Source organism: Microbispora hainanensis, assembly GCF_036186745.1.
Taxonomy (GTDB): Bacteria; Actinomycetota; Actinomycetes; order Streptosporangiales; family Streptosporangiaceae; genus Microbispora.
Window position 1 is genome coordinate 7,401,437 of record NZ_CP108086.1, and the last position, 19,181, is coordinate 7,420,617.

Consider the following 19,181-nt stretch of genomic DNA (forward strand, 5'->3'; position numbering starts at 1 on the left):
CAGATCTCCCCACGCCTCCCGGATCTCCCAGACCTCCGGGTCCCCCGGCGCTCGCGGGGCCGCGTCTCCCGCGCCCCGGGCGCGTCCGGGGCTGCCGCCTCGCTGCCCGACGCGATCACGTCCGCCCGGCCGAGCCGGAGGCACGCGCACGTCACGTCCCTCGTCGTGCCCGGCCAGTTGGCCTCCGCCGCTCCTCCGCGAGGAGGAGGGGGATATCCCTCCGGGGCAGGGTGGCCTCGGGCGGCGAACGCCTAGATTTGGTACGTGCGCACCACCCCCGGCAATATGCGGTCCTGGCTCAGGGCTCGTCCCCTGGTCTACGACTCGATCCTCGCGGTGGTGCTGACGACCGCGTCCCTGGTGTGGATCGCCTCGGCGGGCCGCGGGGAGGGGGCCGGCTGGCTGCGGCCGGGGACGCCGCGCCCGGCTGACGTGCTCAACCTGGTCCTGGCGGCGGCCTGCACGCTGCCCGTGGCCCTGCGGCGCAGCCGTCCCTTCGTGCTGCTGGTGGCCACCTGCGTCCCCCAGGCGATGCTCGACACGCTCGACTACGACCCCGGTCTGAGCGGGTTCGGCGCGCTCGTCCTGCTCTATTCGGTGGCCGCCTACCGGGGGCTGGCGCTGAGCCTGGTCGCCCTCGTCGTCTCCTTCGCCTCCTACCTGGCCGGCACGGTCGCCGGGGTCATCACCCCGTCGTGGACCGACCATGTCGTCGTCACCGCCGTCCTGCTGCTGTGCTGGGTGTGCGGCCGGGCGCTGCGGCTGCGCCGCGCATACCTCGCCGAGCTGGTGCAGCGGGCCGACCGGCTGGAGCGGGCGCGCGAGGCCGACACCAGGGCCGCCAGGGCCGAGGAGCGCTCCCGCATCGCCCGGGAGCTGCACGACGTCGTGGCCCACCACGTCAGCGTGATGACGGTCCAGGCCGCCGCCGCCCGCAAGATGCTCGACACCAAGCCCGACGTGGCCCGGGACGCCCTGTCCGCGATCGAGGAGATGGGCCGTACGGCGATGGCGGAGATGCGCAGCATCGTCGGCGTGCTGCGCACCGACGGCCCGGCAGAGCGCGGGCCACAGCCGGGCATGCACGACCTGCCCGCGCTGGTGGAGCAGATGCGCGAGGCGGGGCTGCGGACCCAGCTCTCGATCGAGGGCGAGCGGCGCGGCCTGCCGCCCGGGGTGGACCTGGCCGCCTACCGGCTCGTGCAGGAGGCGCTGACCAACAGCCTGCGGCACGCGGGGCCCGCCGCCCGCGCCTGGGTGACCGTACGGCACGAGCCGAACGAGCTGAGCATCCACGTGGAGGACGACGGGCGCGGCGCGGCGGACGAGTCGGTGCGGATCGGAGGCAGGGGCCACGGTCTCGTCGGCATCCGCGAGCGCGTGGCGCTTTATGGTGGAGTTCTGCGGATCGGTCCCCGCACCGGGGGCGGGTTCGAGGTCCGCGCCCGGTTCCCGTTGAAGTGAAGCCCCCACACGTAGAGCCCCTCCGAGGACAGACCATGACGATCAGGGTGTCCCCCTCCACCCGGCGGCCCGCCGCCCATTCCCAGACAGACGCATCATGACGATCAGGGTGTTGCTGGTCGACGACCAGCCGCTGCTGCGCACCGGGTTCCGGTTCATCCTGGAGGCCGAGCCTGACGTCACCGTCGTGGGCGAGGCCGGCGACGGCGCGGTGGCCATGGAGCAGTCGCGGGCCCTGCTGCCCGACGTGGTGCTCATGGACATCCGCATGCCCGGCACCGACGGCATCGAGGCGACCCGCCGCATCGTGCGGGAGGCCGCGCCGAGCGCCCACGTGCCGAAGGTGCTCGTGCTGACGACGTTCGACCTGGACGAGTACATCGTTGAGGCGCTGCGCGCGGGCGCGAGCGGGTTCCTCCTCAAGGACGTGCCGCCCGACGAGCTGGTCCAGGCGATCCGCGTGGTGGCGGCCGGCGACGCGATCGTGGCGCCGAGCGTCACCCGGCGGCTGCTGGACAAGTTCGCCACCCGGCTGCCCTCCGCCCACCCGCAGGCCACCCCCGCGCGGGTCGACCGGCTGACCGAGCGCGAGCTGGAGGTGCTGCGCCTGATCGCGAAGGGCATGTCGAACGCCGAGATCGCCGCCGAGCTCGTGGTCAGCGAGACGACGGTGAAGACCCATGTGGGCAACGTGCTGACCAAGCTGGGGCTGCGCGACCGGGTGCAGGCGGTCGTGCTCGCGTACGAGACCGGGCTGATCGTCCCCGGCGCCTTCTCCTGACCACCGCCCTACGACCACGGGAGGAGTGCGGCGGGCCGGGTCATCCCCTGGTAGCGGGCGAGATCAGTACGGAGGGCCGATGCCGGGCGGGGGCGCGCGCCGATAGCGTCATGACAGGGGCGTGGCCGAGGTGGCGGAAACACGCCCCGCCGGTACGGCTCCCGCGGACCGTCTGGGGGAAGACGGCGGGGGCCGTACCGGCGGAAAGACCGGGCGAACAGGCGCGGTGCCAAGGAACCGTGCTAAAGAACCCTGCTGAAGAACCGTGCCGAACAACCGGCCGAACAATCCTGCCGAATGACCCTGCTGAACAACCCGGTGGGCGGCTCAGTCGGCGGGCGCGGCGGCCGGCTGCGCGGGTGCCGCGGCCGCGTCGCCGGAGGGGGCGTTCTCGGGGAAGTGGCAGGCCACCTCGTGCCCGGGAGCGAGCGCCACCAGCGGCGGCTCGACCTGCTTGCAGATCTCCTGCGCCTTCCAGCAGCGGGTGTGGAACCGGCAGGCGGGCGGCGGGTTGAGCGGGGACGGAACGTCGCCCTGCAGCCGGATGCGCTCCCGCTCCGTGCGCCGCTTCGGGTCCGGGATCGGGACCGCCGACAGCAGCGCGTTGGTGTACGGGTGCATCGGCGACTCGTAGAGGCCCTTGCGGTCGGCGATCTCGACGATCTTGCCGAGATACATCACCGCGACGCGGTCGCTGATGTGCCGCACCACCGACAGGTCGTGCGCGATCACCACGTAGGTGAGGTCGAGCTCCTTCTGCAGGTCCTCAAGCAGGTTGACGACCTGGGCCTGGATCGACACGTCGAGCGCGGAGACCGGCTCGTCCGCGATGATCAGTTTGGGCTTGAGCGCGAGCGTCCTGGCGATGCCGATGCGCTGCCGCTGACCGCCGGAGAACTCGTGCGGGTAGCGGTTGTAGTGCTCGGGGTTGAGGCCGACCAGTTCGAGGATCTCCTGGACCGCCTTCTTGGTGCCCTGCTCGGTCTTGATGCCCTGGATCCGGAACGGCGCGCCGACGATGGCGCCGACCGTGTGCCGGGGGTTGAGCGAGCTGTAGGGGTCCTGGAAGATCATCTGCACGTCCCGGCGCAGCGGCCGCAGCCGCCCCTGGGACATGTGGGTGATGTCGGCGCCCTCGAAGACGATCTTTCCGGCGGTCGGCTCGATCAGACGCGTGATGAGGCGTCCGCTGGTGCTCTTGCCGCATCCCGACTCGCCGACCAGGCCGAGGGTCTCGCCCTTCTTCACGTCGAAGCTGATGCCGTCGACCGCCCTGACCGCGCCGACCTGCCGCTTGAGCAGGCCCTTCGTGACCGGGAAGTGCTTCTCCAGCCCCTGTACGGACAGCAAGGGCTCCTCGTTCACGAAGCCTCCAGGTTCGGCTTGATCTCGTTCTCCCAGATGGCGCGCCGCCGCTCGCGCGGCAGGTGGCAGCGCACGAGGTGGCCGCCCTCGGTCTCCAGCAACTCGGGGACCTCCGCCTTGGCCCTTCCGCCCGTACGCTCCTCGAACACGCAGCGCGGGTGGAAGGCGCAGCCGGACGGCACGTTGATCAGCGAGGGCGGCGAGCCCTTGATCGGCATCAGCCGCTCGGTCGGCTCGCGGTCCAGGCGCGGCATAGAGCCGAGCAGGCCCCACGTGTAGGGGTGCTCGGGCCGTTCGAAGATGTCGTCGGAGGTGCCGTATTCGACGCACTTGCCGCCGTACATCACGAGGATGTCGTCGGACAGCTCGGCGACGACGCCGAGGTCGTGCGTGATGATGATCAGCGCGGCGTTGAAGTCGCGCTGCAGGTCGCGCATCAGGTCGAGGATCTGCGCCTGCACGGTCACGTCGAGCGCGGTCGTCGGCTCGTCGGCGATCAGCAGCTCGGGGTCGCAGCTCAGCGCCATCGCGATCATGGCGCGCTGCCGCATGCCGCCGGAGAACTCGTGGGGATAGCTGTCCACGCGGCGCTCCGGCTGCGGGATGCCCACCCGGCCGAGCATGTCGATCGCGTGCTTGCGCGCGACCTTCTTGCTGACGTCGTTGTGGATGCGGTAGGCCTCGATGATCTGGTCGCCGACCGTGTAGAACGGGTGCATCGCCGACAGCGGATCCTGGAAGATCATCGCCATCTTCTTGCCGCGCAGCGCCCGCACGTGCTCCTGGCTGGCGCCGACGAGCTCCTCGCCGTCCAGCCAGATCTCACCGGAGATGCGGGCGCGCCCGCCCTTGTGCAGGCCGAGGATGCCGAGGCTGGTCACGCTCTTGCCGGAGCCGGACTCGCCGACGATGCCGAGCGTCTTGCCCCGCTCCAGGCTGAACGACAGCCCGTCGACCGACTTGACCAGACCGTCGTCGGTCGGGAAGTGGATCCGCAGGTCCTTCAGTTCCAGGAAGCTCATCCCAGCCTCACCCTCGGATCCACGACGGCGTACAGGAGGTCGACGATCAGGTTCGCACAGACCACGAAGAACGCGGCGACCAGCGTCACGCCCATGACCTTGGGCAGGTCCTGGTTGGTGATCGCGTCGATCGCGTACTTGCCCATGCCGGGCAGCGAGTAGGTGCTCTCGGTGAGCACGGCGCCGCCGAGCAGCAGGCCGAGGTCGAGGCCGAAGATCGTGAGGATCGGGGTGAGCGCTCCGCGCAGGCCGTGTTTGATCACGACCCTCCGCTCGTTCAGGCCCTTGGCCCGTGCGGTGCGGATGTAGTCCTCGTTCATCGTCTCGAGCATGCCCGCCCGGGTGAGCCGCGCGTATCCGGCGGCGTACAGGAAGGCCAGCGTGATCCACGGCAGGATCAGGTTGTAGGCCCACATCGCCGGGTTCTCGTCGAACGGCGTGAAGCTGCCGCCCGGGGCGGTGATGCGGAACGGATGACCGTAGCTGAAGATGACCAGCGAGACGATGCCGGTGAAGAAGATCGGCAGTGACACGCCGGCCAGGGCGACGCCCATCGCGGCGCGGTCGAAGAAGCTGCCGCGTCTCAGCGCGGACAGCACGCCGGTCGCCACACCGGCTAACACCCAGATGACGGCGGCCCCGATGGCCAGCGAGATCGTCACGGGCAGCCGGTCGAGCAGGTCGGGCCAGACAGGGAGCCGGGTGAGGAAGGAGTAGCCGAAGCAGGGCGCCGGGCAGTGCTCCACACCGGGGCCGTAGTCGTAGTCGGCGCCGGCGACGATGCCCTTGGCGAACCGCCCGTACTGCACGATCAGCGGATCGTTGAAGCCGAGCTTGTCGGCCGCGAGCTTGACCTCCTGCGCCGAGGCGGTGCGCCCCACGTAGCGCGCGGCCAGGCTCTCCGAGGTGGCGCCCGCCAGGCGGGGCACCAGGAAGAAGATGGCGAACGTGATGATGCTCACGATGGTGAGCATCACCACCGCCCAGATCAGCCGCCGGATGATGTATGTGACCACAGTCCCCCCGGCTCCGGGGGCCGGCCCTGCCGGACCGGCCCCCTTGCCGCGTTCACGCGTCTATCGGATCTGTCTGGTCTCGGCGGACGCTTACTTGACGCCCATGCCGAGGTAGTCGTACATGCCGTACGCGTCGTTGACGAAGACGTTCGTGGCGTTCTTGCTGCGCACGAGCAGGGTCTTCGTCCACACGTTCGGCAGGATGAAGGCGTCTTCCATGACCTTCTTGTCGATCTGGGTCCAGATCGCGTTGCGGGCGTTGGTGTCGGTCTCCAGCATCGCCTTGTCGATCAGCTTGTCGACCTCGGGGTCGCGGACGCTGATGTTGGAGGAGCCGCCGGTGTCACGGATGACGCGGCTGTCGACGATCTGCTGCAGGAAGCCGAAGCCGTCGGGCCAGTCGGACTGCCAGCCGTTCATGGCCAGGCCGATCTTGTTGTCCTTGGCGTAGCCCGGCTTGCCGGCGTACAGGGCGAAGTAGTCGGCCTGCGGGAACGGCTTGAGCGTGAGCTTGATGCCGACTCGGCCGAGGGACTGCTGCAGCGCCTCGGCGGCCGCCTTCTCCTTGGGCCGCTCGGCGCGGTAGGCGATGTTGGTCTCGAAGCCGTCAGGCTGGCCGCAGGCGGTCAGCGCCTCCTTGGCCTTGGTCAGGTCGCCCGTGTTGTCGGCGCCCGGCGGGTAGAGGTTGAAGTCCTCGTGGCCGGGGATGGCCGGCGGCAGCAGGCTGGTCGCGATCTGACCACCGGAGAACTCGCCGCCCCACGCGGTCTGCAGGGACACCTTGTCGGTGGCGTACTCGACGGCCTTGCGGCAGTCGATGTTGTCCAGCGGCGGGACGTTGCCGTTGATCGAGGTGTACCAGAGGCGGGTGCTCGTCGGGTTGTCCGAGTTCGCCTTCAGGGCGGGGTCGGACAGGACCCGGCCGAGGGCCGCCGACTGGATGCCGATGCCCGCGACGTCGACGTCGAGGTCGCCGGCGAGGATCCGGTTGTCGATGTCGTCGGCGTTGACGTTGGTGGAGACCTCGTAGCCGTCAGGCAGAGCCTTGCGGTTCGGGTCGGTCGCCGGGTCCCACTGGTCGTTGCGGACGAGCGTGAAGCCCTTGCCGATCTCGTTCTTCTCGAACTTGTACGGCCCGGTGGCGATCACGTGCTCCTTGTACTTCGCACCGGTGTCCTTGTCCTTGGGGACCGGGATCGTGGCCGGAAGCTGGGCGAAGTAGTCGAAGTTGCTCAGCGGCTGCTTCAGGTGGAAGACGATCGTGTAGTCGTCGGGCGTCTCGATCGCGCTGTCGGTGTTGACGTCCTTCGACTTGTACGCGCCCTTGTAGTCCTTGGGCCAGTTGAGGAAGTCGTTGAAGTAGGTGTACCCGTCGGGGAACACCTCCTTGTCGAACGACCGCTCCACGGCGTACTTCACGTCCTTGGACGTCACCGGGGTGCCGTCCTCGAACTTGATGCCCTTCTTGAGCTTGTACGTCCAGGTCTTGGCGTCGTCACTCGGCGTGCCCAGGCTCTCGGCGAGGTCGGGGACGAGCTCGTTGCCCTCCTTGCCCACGGCGGACTTGAACATCAGCAGCGAGCGGCCGTACAGGCGGATGAAGTTCCAGGAGTAGCCGTAGTAGGTGTCGCCCGGGTCGAGGGAGTCCCAGTCACCGCCGTTGGCGAACTTGAGGATGCCGCCCTTCTTGTCCGACGGGTTCACGATGCCCGTGAGGGCCGCGTTGAACTCGCCGGTCGCGGTGGCGCCGCCCGCGGCGTCGCCACCGGAGGACGACGACGACGTGCCGCTGCCCGAACCGCCGCCACAGGCGGCCACGGCAAGGGCGAGCACGGCGCCGATGGCAGCCACACCCAGTCTTCTTCTTAGCATTGCAAACCCCTTGGTGATAGGAGCCGGGGACTTTACGAGAAGGGAAGGGCTCAGCGGGCCTTCGGGTCGAGAGCGTCCCGCAGGCCGTCGCCGAACAGGTTGAACGCCAGGACCGTGATGAAGATCGCCATGCCGGGGAAGAACATGAAGTGCGGGATCGTGTAGAACCGCACCGCGTCCGACAGCATGCCGCCCCAGGTGGGGGTGGGCGGGCGCACGCCGACGCCGAGGAACGACAGCGCCGCCTCGAACAACACGTTCGTGGGGATCAGCAGAGTCGCGTAGACGAGGATCGGCGCGACCAGGTTCGGCAGCAGCTCGCGGAAGATGATGTACGGCCCGCGCGCCCCGAGGCTGCGCGCCGCGTCCACGAACTCCCGCTCGCGCAGCGACAGCGTCTGCCCCCGGATGATGCGCCCGATGTACGGCCAGTTGAAGAAGCCGATGATGAACACCAGCAGCGAGACGCGCAGCGTGTCGCCGGTCAGGCCGAACGCCGTGTCGGGCACGATGCCGGCCAGCGCGATCGCGAAGACCAGCAGCGGGAAGGCCAGGAAGACGTCCATGGTCTTGCTGATGATCGAGTCGACCAGGCCGCCGAAGTAACCGGCGGTGACCCCGAGCAGGGTGCCGATGACCACCGAGAGCAGCGTGGCCAGGAAGGCGATGAGCAGCGAGATCCGCGCGCCGTACACGACGCGGCTGAAGATGTCGCGGCCGTTCACCGGCTCGATGCCGAACAGGTGGTCGAGGCTGATGCCGGTGCCCGTCTTGGGCGCCATCGTGGAGGAGTCGATGAGGTTGGAGTTGAACTGCGTCGGGTCCTGCCCGAACACCCCGACGATCACCGGCGCGAAGACCGCGACCAGGATCAGGAAGATGACGATCAGACCACCGGCGAGGGCGACCTTGTCGCGCTTGAGCCGCATCCAGGCGATCTGACCGAGAGACCTGCCCTGGATCGCCTTGCCGCCCGAGGCGTCGACGACGGCCTCCGGCGCGGCCTCTGTGTCCCCACCGGTGACGTCCATCGGCGCGGTCATCGATCCTCCTTCGCCCTGCCCGAGCGCACCGCAACAGCGGTGACGGGCTCGGGATAGCCCGGGATCGATCCGGCGACGAAGTAGCTGCGGCCGCTTACGACCTTGCCTCGCACGGCCATGTGGTGCAGGCCCCCTGGATCCCAGACGACATTGTCCGAAGGGGTCGCGTGGTGTGCGACCCCCGGAGGCAGAATCTATGGTCTGAGCTGGGCTGACCAGTCCCCAGGGGGCCGCTGTGGCTCAACTGTGATTCACGCGAAACTCATTCGTGTTGATCTTGAAGGGAATGTCCGCGTCCCGTTTCGATTATGTCGTGGAACTGTAACATTGCACTGGCCGGTAACTTCGTCTCACGATGTGAGATCGATCAGCTGATCCCCCGGCGCTTGAGAATGTCCTCGATGTCCGAGAAATCATCTGCTGCGGACTGTTCCACCTGTCGTGGTGCCGTCTTTCCGGTCTGTGCCGTTTTAGACGTGGCCGTCTTGGACGTTCCGGGCTCGGCGGAGCGTTCGGACGCCGCGGCGCCGCCACCCTGCTCCGGCCGTGCCGTACGGGCCCGGGACAGGGCGCGGCCGCGCAGCGTGCCGGAGACGACGAAAAGCAGCGCCGACAGACCGGCCAGGACCACCCCGGCCCAGACCGCGGGCGACAGGACCAGGCCGGTCACGAAACCCACCGCCGCCGCGCCGATGTTCCAGATCGTCCGCAGCGCGCCGGTGAGATAGGCGGCCAGCGGCAGCAGTGACCAGGCGGTGGCGCGCAGGCCGGCGGTCACCCCCCGCCGCCGGAAGGCCAGGTAGCTGAGCCCGACGCCCACCGCGGTGAGGCCGGCGCACAGCGGCAGCCAGGCGATGTCGGTGAAATTCATGAGGGCCCCCTCGATCCACGGCGTACCCCCATCCTGGCACCCGCGCGACGATCATGCGGGGGTCCGCGTTACCGGATGAGCCCCCGCAGGAAATCGACGTCCACGTCGAGCAAAGAGGGCATCACGACCCGGCCCGGCGCCTGGGCGATCGGCAGGACGCCCGGCACGGCGACGACCCTGCACCCCGCGGCGGTGGCGGAGGCGACGCCGTTCGGCGAGTCCTCCAGCGCGACGCACCGCTCCGGGTCCACCGACAGCAGGCCGGCCGCGGTCAGGTAGGGCTCCGGGTGCGGCTTGGTGCAGGTGACGTCGTCGGCCGTCACGACGACCTCGAAGTGCTCCCGGCCGACGGCCTTGAGCACGGCGTCGGCGATGATCCGCAGCGACGAGGTGACAAGCGCGGTGCGCACCCCCTGGTCGCCGAGCCCCCGCAGCAGTTCGAGGGCTCCCGGCATGGGCTCGACGCCCCTCGACAGGCGGCTCTCCATCCCGTCGATCAGCCAGTCCCCCACGATCGCGGGATCGACATCGGCCTGCGTCAGCTCCAGCATGTACGCGACGGTGCGGTCCCAGGAGCCGCCCACGAGCTGTTCCTGGTGCTCCGGGCCCCAGTCACCGCCGAGGCGGGTGACCACCTCGGTCTCGACCTCGAACCACACCCCTTCGGTGTCGACGAGCAATCCGTCCATGTCGAACAGCACGGCGTCCACGTGGCCCCTTCCCCCGGCGAGACCCCCGAAGAGGGGGGACCAACATGGTAAGGGGTGCCCGTGGACGCCCGTGCGGCCGGTCGGACGTTGAAGTGTCAGACGTTGAAGTACTTCGCCTCGGGGTGGTGGACGACCAGTGCGGAGGTGGCCTGCTCGGGGTGAAGCTGGAACTCCTCCGACAGCGTCACGCCGATGCGCGCGGGGTCGAGCAGCTCCATGACCTGCACCTGGTCTTCCAGGTTGGGGCAGGCCGGGTAGCCGAAGGAGTAGCGGCAGCCGGTGATGTTCACCTTGAGCATGTCGGCCAGCGACTCGTCGCCGCCGATGCCCAGCTCCGACCGCACCCGGGCGTGCCAGTATTCGGCCAGCGCCTCGGTGAGCTGCACCGACAGACCATGGAGCTCCAAATATTCGCGGTAGGCGTCCTTGGCGAACAGCTCGGCCGTGGCCTCGCTGATCCGGTTGCCCATCGTGACGACCTGGAAGGCGACGACGTCGGTCTCCCCGGACTCGCGGGAGCGGAAGAAGTCGGCCAGGCACAGGTGCCGGTCGCGCCGCTGCCTCGGGAAGGTGAAGCGGGTGCGCTCCTTGCCGTCGTCGTCCAGGATGATCAGGTTGTCGCCCTCGCTGACGCAGCGGAAGTAGCCGTAGGCGACCGCCGCCTCCAGCAGGTTCTCCGTCTGCAGCCGCTCCAGCCACATCCGCAGCCGCGGCCTGCCCTCGGTCTCGACCAGCTCCTCGTACGACGGGCCGTCGCCGCCCCGGGCTGCCTTGAGGCCCCACTGGCCCATGAACGTCGCCCGCTCGTCGAGGAAGGCGGCGTAGTCGGCCAGCGGGATGCCCTTCACGATCCGGTCGCCGAAGAACGGCGCGGCGGGCACCGGGTTGTCGGCGGCGACGTCGGAGCGGGCCGGCAGGTCCTCCTCGGCGGTCCGCGTGAGCGTCGCGCCGGTCTTCACCCGCCGCGCGCGCAGCGGCGGCAGCGCCGCGCCGTCCTCGCCGCGCTTGACCGCCATGAAGGCGTCCATGAGGCGCAGGCCCTCGAACGCGTCGCGCGCGTAGCGGACCTCGCCCCGATAGAGATCGGCCAGGTCCTGCTCGACGTACGCCCTGGTCAGGGCGGCGCCGCCGAGCAGCACCGGGAACTTGTCGGCGATCCCCCGGGAGTTCATCTCCTCGAGGTTCTCCTTCATGACCACGGTGGACTTGACCAGGAGCCCGGACATGCCGATCACGTCGGCGTGGTGCTCCTCGGCGGCCTCCAGGATCGCCGAGACCGGCTGCTTGATGCCGAGGTTCACGACGTCGTAGCCGTTGTTGGACAGGATGATGTCCACCAGGTTCTTGCCGATGTCGTGGACGTCGCCCTTGACCGTGGCCAGCACGATGCGGCCCTTGCTGCTGCCCTCGACCTTCTCCATGTGCGGTTCGAGGTAGGCCACGGCCGTCTTCATCACCTCGGCCGACTGCAGCACGAAGGGCAGCTGCATCTCGCCGGAGCCGAACAGGTCGCCGACGACCTTCATGCCGTCGAGCAGCACGTCGTTGATGATCTCCAGGGCGGGCCGCTGGGCGAGGGCCTCGTCGAGGTCGGCCTCCAGGCCCTTGCGCTCGCCGTCGATGATGCGCCGCTTGAGCCGCTCCCACAGCGGCAGCCCGGCCAGCTCGGCCGCCTTGCCGGCCTTCATGGACGCCGCGTCGACGCCCTCGAACAGCTCCATGAACCGCTGCAGCGGGTCGTAGCCCTCGCGCCTGCGGTCGTACACGAGATCGAGCGCGACCTGCCGCTGCTCGTCCGGGATCCGGTTCATCGGCAGGATCTTGGACGCGTGCACGATCGCCGAGTCGAGCCCCGCGTTGACGCACTCGTTGAGGAAGACGCTGTTCAGCACCATGCGGGCCGCCGGGTTGAGGCCGAACGACACGTTGGAGACGCCGAGCGTGGTCTGCACGCCGGGATAGCGGCGCTTGAGCTCGCGGATCGCCTCGATCGTCTCGATGCCGTCGCGCCGCGTCTCCTCCTGGCCGGTGGCGATGGGGAACGTCAGGCAGTCGACGATGATGTCCTCGACCCGCATGCCCCAGGTGTTCACCAGGTCCTCGATGAGCCGGGTGGCGATGCGCACCTTGCCCTCGGTGGTGCGGGCCTGGCCCTCCTCGTCGATGGTCAGCGCGACCACGGCCGCGCCGTGCTCCTTCACCAGGCGCATGATCTTCTGGTAGCGCGAGTCGGGGCCGTCGCCGTCCTCGAAGTTCACCGAGTTGACCACGGCCCGGCCGCCGAGCATCTCCAGCCCCGCCTCCAGCACGGCGGGCTCGGTGGAGTCGATCACGATCGGCAGCGTGGAGGCGGTGGCGAACCGGAACGCCAGCTCCTTCATGTCGGCGACCCCGTCGCGGCCGACGTAGTCGACGCACAGGTCGAGCATGTGCGCGCCGTCGCGGGCCTGGGCCCGGGCGATCTCCACGCACTCCTCGTAGTCGCCGGCCAGCATCGCCTCGCGGAACGCCTTGGAGCCGTTGGCGTTGGTCCGCTCGCCGATGGCGAGGTAGGAGGTGTCCTGCCGGAACGGCACGTGCTGGTAGAGCGACGCCGCCCCCGCCTCGGGACGGGGCCGCCGCTCGCCGCGGGCGCGGCCGCCCACCCGCTCGACCACCTGGCGCAGGTGCTCGGGAGTGGTGCCGCAGCAGCCGCCGACCAGTGCGAGGCCGTAGTCGCGGGTGAACGCCTCGTGCGCGTCCGCCAGCTCACCCGGGCTCAGCGGATAGTACGCGCCGTCGGCCGTGAGCTGCGGCAGACCGGCGTTCGGCATGCAGGAGATCGGGATCCGCGAGTGCCTGGCGAGGTAGCGCAGGTGCTCGCTCATCTCGGTCGGGCCGGTCGCGCAGTTGAGGCCGATCAGGTCGACGCCGAGCGGCTCGATCGCGGTCAGCGCGGCGCCGATCTCGGAGCCGAGCAGCATCGCGCCGTTGGTCTCGATGGTGACCTGCGTGATGATCGGCACGTCGCGCCCGGCGGCCTCGACCGCCCGCTTGGCGCCGACGACCGCCGCCCGCACCTGCAGCAGGTCCTGGCAGGTCTCGATGATCAGGGCGTCCGCCCCGCCCGCGATCAGGCCGGCCGCGTTGTCGCGGTAGGCGTCGCGCAGCGTCTCGTACGGCAGGTGGCCGAGCGTGGGCAGCTTCGTGCCGGGACCCATCGAGCCGAGGACGAACCGGGGCTTGTCCGGCGTCGACCAGTGGTCGGCACGCTCCCTGGCCAGCCGCGCGCCCGCCTCGGAGAGCTCGAAGATGCGGTCCTCGATGCCGTACTCGCCCAGGGCCGCCCGGTTGGCGTTGAAGGTGTTGGTCTCGACGCAGTCGACGCCCACCTCCAGGTATGCGTCGTGCACGGCCCGTACGATGTCCGGACGGCTCACGTTGAGCACGTCGTTGCAGCCCTCGTGGCCCTGGAAGTCGTCAAGGGTGGGGTCGTAGGACTGCAGCATCGTCCCCATGGCTCCGTCGGCGATCAGGATTCGCTCGGACAGCACTTCTCGGAACGACGGTCTGCTGGTCATGGAGGCAAGCCTATCGGCCCCGACGGACGGAACATCGTCAGCGCGCGTGAAACGGGAATAGCGGTCGCGCGGGCGACGGCGGGCCCGTGTCCGCCCGGCGATCCGCCGCAGGTCAGCGCCACTACGACGGACCGGTGCCCGGCGGAGGTGACGTATGGGGGCCCTCACCGAATAGTCTTGGACTGAGCCATACTGCACAAGGCCAGTGAGGAGGCGGCGCGTGATCGAGTTCGAAGGGCTCCCCGAGCTCGTCGACCCGGTGCTGATCGCCGCGTTCGAGGGGTGGAACGACGCCGGCGAGGCGTCCAGTGGTGTGCTCGCGCACCTCGAATCCGAGTGGAAGGCCACCCCACTCGTCGAGCTGGACCCCGAGGACTACTACGACTTCCAGGTGACCCGGCCGGTGGTCGAGCTCGGCGACGGCGTGACCCGCTCCATCGTCTGGCCGACGACCCGGCTGCTGCTGGCGCGCCCGCCGGGCGCCAAGCGCGACGTGGTGCTGCTGCGCGGCATCGAGCCCAACATGCGGTGGCGGTCGTTCTGCGCCGAGATCGTCGGGCTCTGCCACGACCTCGGCATCGAGCTGGCCATCCTGCTCGGCGCGCTGCTCAACGACTCGCCGCACACCCGGCCGGTGCCGATCACCGGCTCGGTCAGCGACCCCGGCATGGCCCGCGCGCTCAACCTGGAGCTGACCAAATACGAGGGCCCGACGGGCATCGTGGGCGTGCTGCAGCACACCCTCGGCACCGCCGGGCTGCGGACGGTGTCCCTGTGGGCGTCGGTCCCGCACTACGTCGCCCAGCCGCCCAACCCCAAGGCCACGCTGGCGCTGCTGCGCCGCATCGAGGACATGCTCGACATCCCGATGCCGTACGGCGACCTCGCCGAGGAGGCGCGGGCCTGGGAGCACGGCGTGGACGAGCTGGCGGCCCAGGACAGCGAGGTGGCCGAATACGTGCGTGAGCTTGAAGAGCGCAAGGACGCGGCCGAGCTGCCCGAGGCCAGCGGCGACGCCATCGCGGCGGAGTTCGAGCGCTACCTGCGCCGCCGCGACCGCGGCACCGACCGCTGACCCCTGCGTCCGCTCCCTGTGTCGGACTCCTACGCCTGAGCCCTGGCTCCGGGCCCCGCGTCAGCCGATGTGGCCGGCCGGTCCCTCCGTTCGGGGGACGGCCGACCGGCCGGTTCGGCGTGATCAGGGCGGCCCTGGCGGCGGGATCGGTCAGGCCGGCCACCAGCTCAGGTAGCGCTCGCCGGTGTCCGGGAAGATCGTCACGACCGTCCGCCCCGACAGGTCCCGCCGGCGGGCGAGCGCGGCGCAGCCGTACGCCGCCGCGCCGGACGAGACCCCGACCAGCAGCCCGGTGGTGGCCGCGATGCGCCGGGTCATGGCGGCCGCCTCGCCGTCCGGCACGGTGATCACCTCGTCGATCAGCGTGACGTCGGTGACGGGGCTGATGAAGCCGCCGTTGAGGCCGGGGATCCGGTGCGGCCCCGGGGCGCCTCCCGACAGCAGGGGCGAGCCCTCCGGCTCCACCGCGACGACGCGCAGCCCGGGGTTGCGCTCGCGCAGGTAGCGGGCGGTTCCGGTGAGCGTGCCGCCGGTCCCGACCCCGCACACCAGCACGTCGACCTGACCGCCGGTGGCGGCCCAGATCTCCGGTCCGGTGGTCGTGTAGTGGGCCATGACGTTGGCGGGGTTCTCGTGCTGGCGGGCGTACCAGGACCCGGGGAGGGCGGCGTGCAGCTCCGTCGCCCGGTCCACGCAGCCCTGGAAGCCGAGGGTGTGGTCGGTGAACTCGACCCGCGCGCCCAGCATGCGCAGGGTCAGCGTGCGCTCCCGGGAGGCGTTGTCCGGCATCACGACCACGCACGGGTATCCCCGGCTGACCGCGAGCGCCGCCAGGGCGATGCCGGTGTTGCCGGAGGTCGACTCGATCACGGTGGCGCCGGGGGTCAGCGCCCCGGACGCCTCGGCCTCCTCGATCATGCGCAGCGCCACCCGGTCCTTGATGCTCGACAGCGGGTTGGCCGCCTCCAGCTTGGCGAGCACGGTGACGTCCGGGGGCAGGCCGTCGAGGGAGAGCCGGAGCAGGGGCGTGTCGCCGATGAGGTCGTCGATCCTGGCCGCGATGTCGCCGCCGATCAGCGGGATCATGCCTGCTCCTTCTCGGCCACGAGCAGGTATTCGTGCGAGCGGTTGGTCACCATCGGGCCGTCGTCGCTCACCGGCCAGTTGTAGCAGTGGATCCGCTCGTCGCCGAGGATCAGATGGCGGCCGAGGACCCGGGCGACGTCCCAGGCCAGCGGCACGAACCTGCCGGCCAGGCGGCGGTTCTGCACGGCGAACACCGCCCGCGCGCCGGGCCGCATGACCTTCGCCACCGCGGCCAACGCCTCGTCGATCGCGCTCAGATACTCGTCGTAGTCGCGCAGCGCGTAGAACTGGCCCTCCACGGTGGAGTCGGTGTCGAGGTTGGTGCCGAAGTAGGGCAGGTCGGCCAGGACGAAGTCCACCGACTCCGGCGGCAGCGGCGGCGTGCGGGCGTCGCCGCACAGCATGGTCTGGCCGGGATACGCCTCCAGGCGCCTGCGCGCCTGCTCCGCGCGCTCCGGCGAGACCTCAAGGCCGATCCCCTTCCGGCCCTCGACCGCGCACGCCACCAGCGTGGTGCCCCAGCCGGCGAACGGGTCGAGCACGACGTCGCCCGGCTCGGTCATCTCCACGATCAGCGGCCTCAGCTGGCTGACCCAGCCGCACTGGCCCGCCGCCTCCGGCAGCGCGAACGCGGGGTCCTCTCCCTGCAGCACGTGCCAACTCGATCTGCCCATCACTCAACACCAGCCTTCTGTGTCGCCGTCGCGGCGCGACGGTCGTCCGTGTCCGTCTTTCCGGGGTCTTCGGGGTTCTCGGGGTCTTCGGAGTCCTCGGGGACTTCGGGGTCGTCGGGGACCCGCGCGTGGACGGCCCGGGCGGGCAGCCGGGGCTCCAGGCGGAGCATGGTGAGGGCCGAGCCGGAGACGCCCGCCGCGAGCAGCAGCCACATGGAGATCGGCGACAGGCTCAGCAGCGCGGTCAGCACGGCCGGGGCCAGCGTGATCGGGATCGCCCAGGAGAACTGGTAGACCGCCATGTATCTGCCCCGGGTCTCCTCGGGGGCCGCGCTCGACACGAGCGCCGACAGCGGCGCGCCGTGCAGCATCTCCCCCAGCGTGAACAGCGCCGTCGCGGCGAACACCCCGGCCAGCGCGACCGGCCGGACGGGTACCCCGGCCAGCAGGGCGAACGCCGCGAACGACGCCCCGAACGTGGCGGCGCCCGCCGCGACCGTACGGGTGCGCCGATAGCGGATCAGCCGCCGCGTCACCGGGATCTGCAGCAGCGCGATGCCGACGGTGTTGACCGCGTACAGCACGCCGACCAGCGAGGCCGGGACGCCCAGCTCCTGGGTGACGTAGACGGGCAGCGCCACCGACAGCACCATGTAGCCGAAGGCGGTCGGCACGTTCTGCAGGGTCAGGGCGAGGAACGTCCGGTCGCGCAGGACGAGCCGGTATCCCCCGCTCCCCCGGGCCGCCGCCGGAGCCGGTGCGGCCGCACCTGCCCGCGTGGCCGTACGATCCCGCCCGCCGGGAACGGGGATCGTACGGAGGATCAGCGCGGCGCCCGCGAACGCGGCGGCGCTGACGAGCACGATCACCCGGTAGGCGGCGTCGCTGCCCAGGCCGAGCGCGGCGCCCGCGATGAGGCCGCCCGCGCCGAGGCCGGCGTTGCGCAGGCTGCGCTGCGCGGCGAGGAGCCTGTCGCGGTCCGCGCCCCGCGCGATGGCGGCGACGAACGACTGGATCGACGGCGGGTAGGAGCCGTCGCCGAGCGCCACCAGCGCCACCGCGAGGAACATCGTCAGCGGCGAGTCCACCAGCGGGTAGGCGGCGAACCCCACGGCACGCACCAGATAACCGCCCACGACGACGGCCCGCGCGCCGAAGCGGTCGACGAGCACGCCCGCGATCGGGTTGGCGACCAGGCTGAACAGCGCCGCCGCGGTCATGATGACGCCGACCCGCTCGATCGGCAGCCCGGTGACGTGGTGGAAGAACAGCAGCGACAGGGGCAGGTACATGCCGCTGCCGGTGGAGTCGACCACCATGCCGGCCATGTAGCGCGCCTGCGTCGACGGGCGGATCACGACGGCACCGCCCCGATCCGCACCTGCTCCTCCAGCCGCGCCCCGAGCGAGCGCAGCCTGCGCTCGCACTCCGCGCGGGTGGGGGCAGAGGCGATGGCCACGGTGAGGAAGTCGGCCGAGCCCGCGGCGGGCGGGACCACCTGGCCCGGCCGCGCGTAGAGCCAGAAGTGCTCCACCCAGGGCTCCTGCGGGACGTCGGGCAGCGCGTGGATGAGGCCGGGCCGCTTCATCATCAGCACCTGACCGGCCATCCGGGCCGGCTCCGGCCGCCGCCCCGGCCGTACGGCCCGCTCCACGTCGGGCAGCGGAAGGCCGAGCTGGGCCCGGATGGAGCACTCGGCGAGGTTGACCCCGAACAGAGTGTGGAAGACCTCGCGGATCTTCCCGCCGCCGGACCGGCAGGCGATCTCGCACAGCACCAGCCGGTCGTCGGGCGTGTGGAAGATCTCCGCGTGGAACGCGTGGTCGCGCAGCCGCCCGCCGGGCCGCCGCAGCGCCGCCAGCGTCCGCCCGGTCAGCTCCAGCAGGCGGCCGGTGAGCGGGTCGCCGGGATCGAGCGCCAGGTCGACCCGGGAGCCCGGGTCGCTGCCGAACGACGCCAGCTCGTACTGGTACTGCGAAGGCCAGGCGAGCACGACCTCGCCGTCCACCACCAGCCCGTCGACGTGGCACATGCGGCCGGGCACGTACGCCTCCAGCAGCAGGTCGTCGCGCTGCCCGTCGTGCCCCGGGCCGTACGCCTCGGCGAGGAAGGCCGTCAGCGCGTCGCCGTCGCGCAGGATGCGCAGGCCGATGGAGTTGAAACCGGCCCTGTTCTTGACCACCAGGGGGAACCCGTGGACGCCCGCGAAGTCCAGCACGTCGGCGGTGGTCCGCGGCACCGTGTGGGGCGCGACCTCCACGCCCGCCCGCGCCGCGTGCTCCTTCATCAGGGCCTTGTCGCGGAACGGCAGCACGTCGGCGGCCCGCGCGCCGGGCAGCCCGAGCTCCTCGCGCAGGGCGGCCACGCGCAGCACGTCGGCCTCGTGCTCCCCGATCAGGTGGGTGGCGCCATATTTGGCGACGAGCCGCGCGACCCGCCCGGCCACCTCGTCGTCGTGGTCGAAGAGCTCCAGGTGGGTGTAGCCGAGGTTCCCCTCGGGGATCCGCTCGCCGAACGGCTCGAACCTGTCGCGGGCGGCGAGGATGACCACCGGGCCCTCGTGGTCGCGCAGCCAGCGGTCGTACGGGAACGGCTCCAGCGGGTTGCGGTGCACGATGACGACGCTCATGTCACTCCCTCGC

The 19,181-nt window shown here is 70.6% G+C and carries 15 protein-coding genes; 3 read left to right on the forward strand and 12 right to left on the reverse strand.

What is annotated here, in order from left to right; all coding sequences use genetic code 11:
- Positions 1-264: 264 nt before the first annotated feature.
- Positions 265-1,464, forward strand: a complete 1,200-nt coding sequence (locus OHB01_RS33820; protein ID WP_260617226.1) for a sensor histidine kinase — start codon at positions 265-267, stop codon at positions 1,462-1,464.
- A 97-nt stretch (positions 1,465-1,561) separates the two neighbouring features.
- Positions 1,562-2,245: a response regulator gene (locus tag OHB01_RS33825; RefSeq protein WP_142647368.1), complete on the forward strand. Its 684-nt coding sequence runs from the start codon at positions 1,562-1,564 to the stop codon at positions 2,243-2,245.
- Between the two features lie 327 nt (positions 2,246-2,572).
- On the opposite strand, the gene OHB01_RS33830 is transcribed toward OHB01_RS33825, so the two are convergent.
- The 8 genes from OHB01_RS33830 to metH form a co-directional block, all read right to left on the reverse strand.
- On the reverse strand, positions 2,573-3,610 hold the full coding sequence (locus OHB01_RS33830; protein ID WP_142647369.1) for an ABC transporter ATP-binding protein: 1,038 nt from the start codon (positions 3,608-3,610) through the stop codon (positions 2,573-2,575).
- Positions 3,607-4,632 (reverse strand): ABC transporter ATP-binding protein, encoded by a 1,026-nt coding sequence (locus OHB01_RS33835; protein ID WP_142647370.1) that lies wholly within the window; start codon positions 4,630-4,632, stop codon positions 3,607-3,609. The genes OHB01_RS33830 and OHB01_RS33835 overlap by 4 nt, the downstream gene beginning before the upstream one ends.
- A complete protein-coding gene (locus OHB01_RS33840) occupies positions 4,629-5,648 on the reverse strand; it encodes an ABC transporter permease (protein WP_142647371.1) in 1,020 nt (339 codons plus the stop codon). Before OHB01_RS33840 ends, OHB01_RS33835 begins: the two co-directional genes overlap by 4 nt.
- Positions 5,649-5,738: 90 nt before the next feature.
- Entirely contained in the window at positions 5,739-7,499 is a 1,761-nt protein-coding gene (locus OHB01_RS33845) for an ABC transporter substrate-binding protein (protein WP_260617227.1), read from the reverse strand.
- Positions 7,500-7,570: 71 nt separating this feature from the next.
- Positions 7,571-8,563 (reverse strand): ABC transporter permease, encoded by a 993-nt coding sequence (locus OHB01_RS33850; protein ID WP_142647373.1) that lies wholly within the window; start codon positions 8,561-8,563, stop codon positions 7,571-7,573.
- 367 nt (positions 8,564-8,930) lie between these two features.
- Complete coding sequence (locus tag OHB01_RS33855; protein WP_142647374.1) at positions 8,931-9,434, reverse strand: cellulose synthase; 504 nt, start codon at positions 9,432-9,434, stop codon at positions 8,931-8,933.
- Between the two features lie 68 nt (positions 9,435-9,502).
- Positions 9,503-10,144, reverse strand: coding sequence for an HAD family hydrolase (locus tag OHB01_RS33860; RefSeq protein WP_142647375.1), 642 nt, complete (start codon positions 10,142-10,144; stop codon positions 9,503-9,505).
- Positions 10,145-10,239: 95 nt separating this feature from the next.
- Positions 10,240-13,704, reverse strand: coding sequence for a methionine synthase (gene metH / locus OHB01_RS33865; protein WP_328710327.1), 3,465 nt, complete (start codon positions 13,702-13,704; stop codon positions 10,240-10,242).
- A 220-nt stretch (positions 13,705-13,924) separates the two neighbouring features.
- Here metH and OHB01_RS33870 point away from each other — a divergent pair, with 220 nt between their 5' ends.
- A complete protein-coding gene (locus OHB01_RS33870; RefSeq protein WP_079315266.1) occupies positions 13,925-14,779 on the forward strand; it encodes a PAC2 family protein in 855 nt (284 codons plus the stop codon).
- A 150-nt stretch (positions 14,780-14,929) separates the two neighbouring features.
- Here the strand turns inward: OHB01_RS33870 and OHB01_RS33875 are convergent, their stop codons facing one another.
- From OHB01_RS33875 to OHB01_RS33890, 4 genes are read right to left on the reverse strand one after another with little or no spacing between them, the layout of a single operon-like run.
- On the reverse strand, positions 14,930-15,865 hold the full coding sequence (locus tag OHB01_RS33875) for a PLP-dependent cysteine synthase family protein (protein WP_147942508.1): 936 nt from the start codon (positions 15,863-15,865) through the stop codon (positions 14,930-14,932).
- The gene (locus tag OHB01_RS33880; protein ID WP_142647378.1) at positions 15,862-16,539 is read right to left on the reverse strand and encodes a TRM11 family SAM-dependent methyltransferase; all 678 of its coding nucleotides are present in this window, start codon (positions 16,537-16,539) and stop codon (positions 15,862-15,864) included. The genes OHB01_RS33875 and OHB01_RS33880 overlap by 4 nt, the downstream gene beginning before the upstream one ends.
- A complete protein-coding gene (locus tag OHB01_RS33885) occupies positions 16,539-17,897 on the reverse strand; it encodes an MFS transporter (RefSeq protein WP_328854514.1) in 1,359 nt (452 codons plus the stop codon). The genes OHB01_RS33880 and OHB01_RS33885 overlap by 1 nt, the downstream gene beginning before the upstream one ends.
- Positions 17,894-19,168 (reverse strand): hypothetical protein, encoded by a 1,275-nt coding sequence (locus OHB01_RS33890; RefSeq protein ID WP_328854515.1) that lies wholly within the window; start codon positions 19,166-19,168, stop codon positions 17,894-17,896. The genes OHB01_RS33885 and OHB01_RS33890 overlap by 4 nt, the downstream gene beginning before the upstream one ends.
- Between the last annotated feature and the right edge of the window lie 13 nt (positions 19,169-19,181).

Coding starts and splice junctions, on each gene's coding strand:
- OHB01_RS33880 (WP_142647378.1), bottom strand. CDS start 16,539: ATGGGCAGATCGAGTTGGCACGTGCTGCAGGGAGAGGACCCCGCGTTC.
- OHB01_RS33850 (WP_142647373.1), bottom strand. CDS start 8,563: ATGACCGCGCCGATGGACGTCACCGGTGGGGACACAGAGGCCGCGCCG.
- OHB01_RS33855 (WP_142647374.1), bottom strand. CDS start 9,434: ATGAATTTCACCGACATCGCCTGGCTGCCGCTGTGCGCCGGCCTCACC.
- OHB01_RS33825 (WP_142647368.1), top strand. CDS start 1,562: ATGACGATCAGGGTGTTGCTGGTCGACGACCAGCCGCTGCTGCGCACC.
- OHB01_RS33835 (WP_142647370.1), bottom strand. CDS start 4,632: ATGAGCTTCCTGGAACTGAAGGACCTGCGGATCCACTTCCCGACCGAC.
- OHB01_RS33875 (WP_147942508.1), bottom strand. CDS start 15,865: ATGATCCCGCTGATCGGCGGCGACATCGCGGCCAGGATCGACGACCTC.
- metH (WP_328710327.1), bottom strand. CDS start 13,704: ATGACCAGCAGACCGTCGTTCCGAGAAGTGCTGTCCGAGCGAATCCTG.
- OHB01_RS33890 (WP_328854515.1), bottom strand. CDS start 19,168: ATGAGCGTCGTCATCGTGCACCGCAACCCGCTGGAGCCGTTCCCGTAC.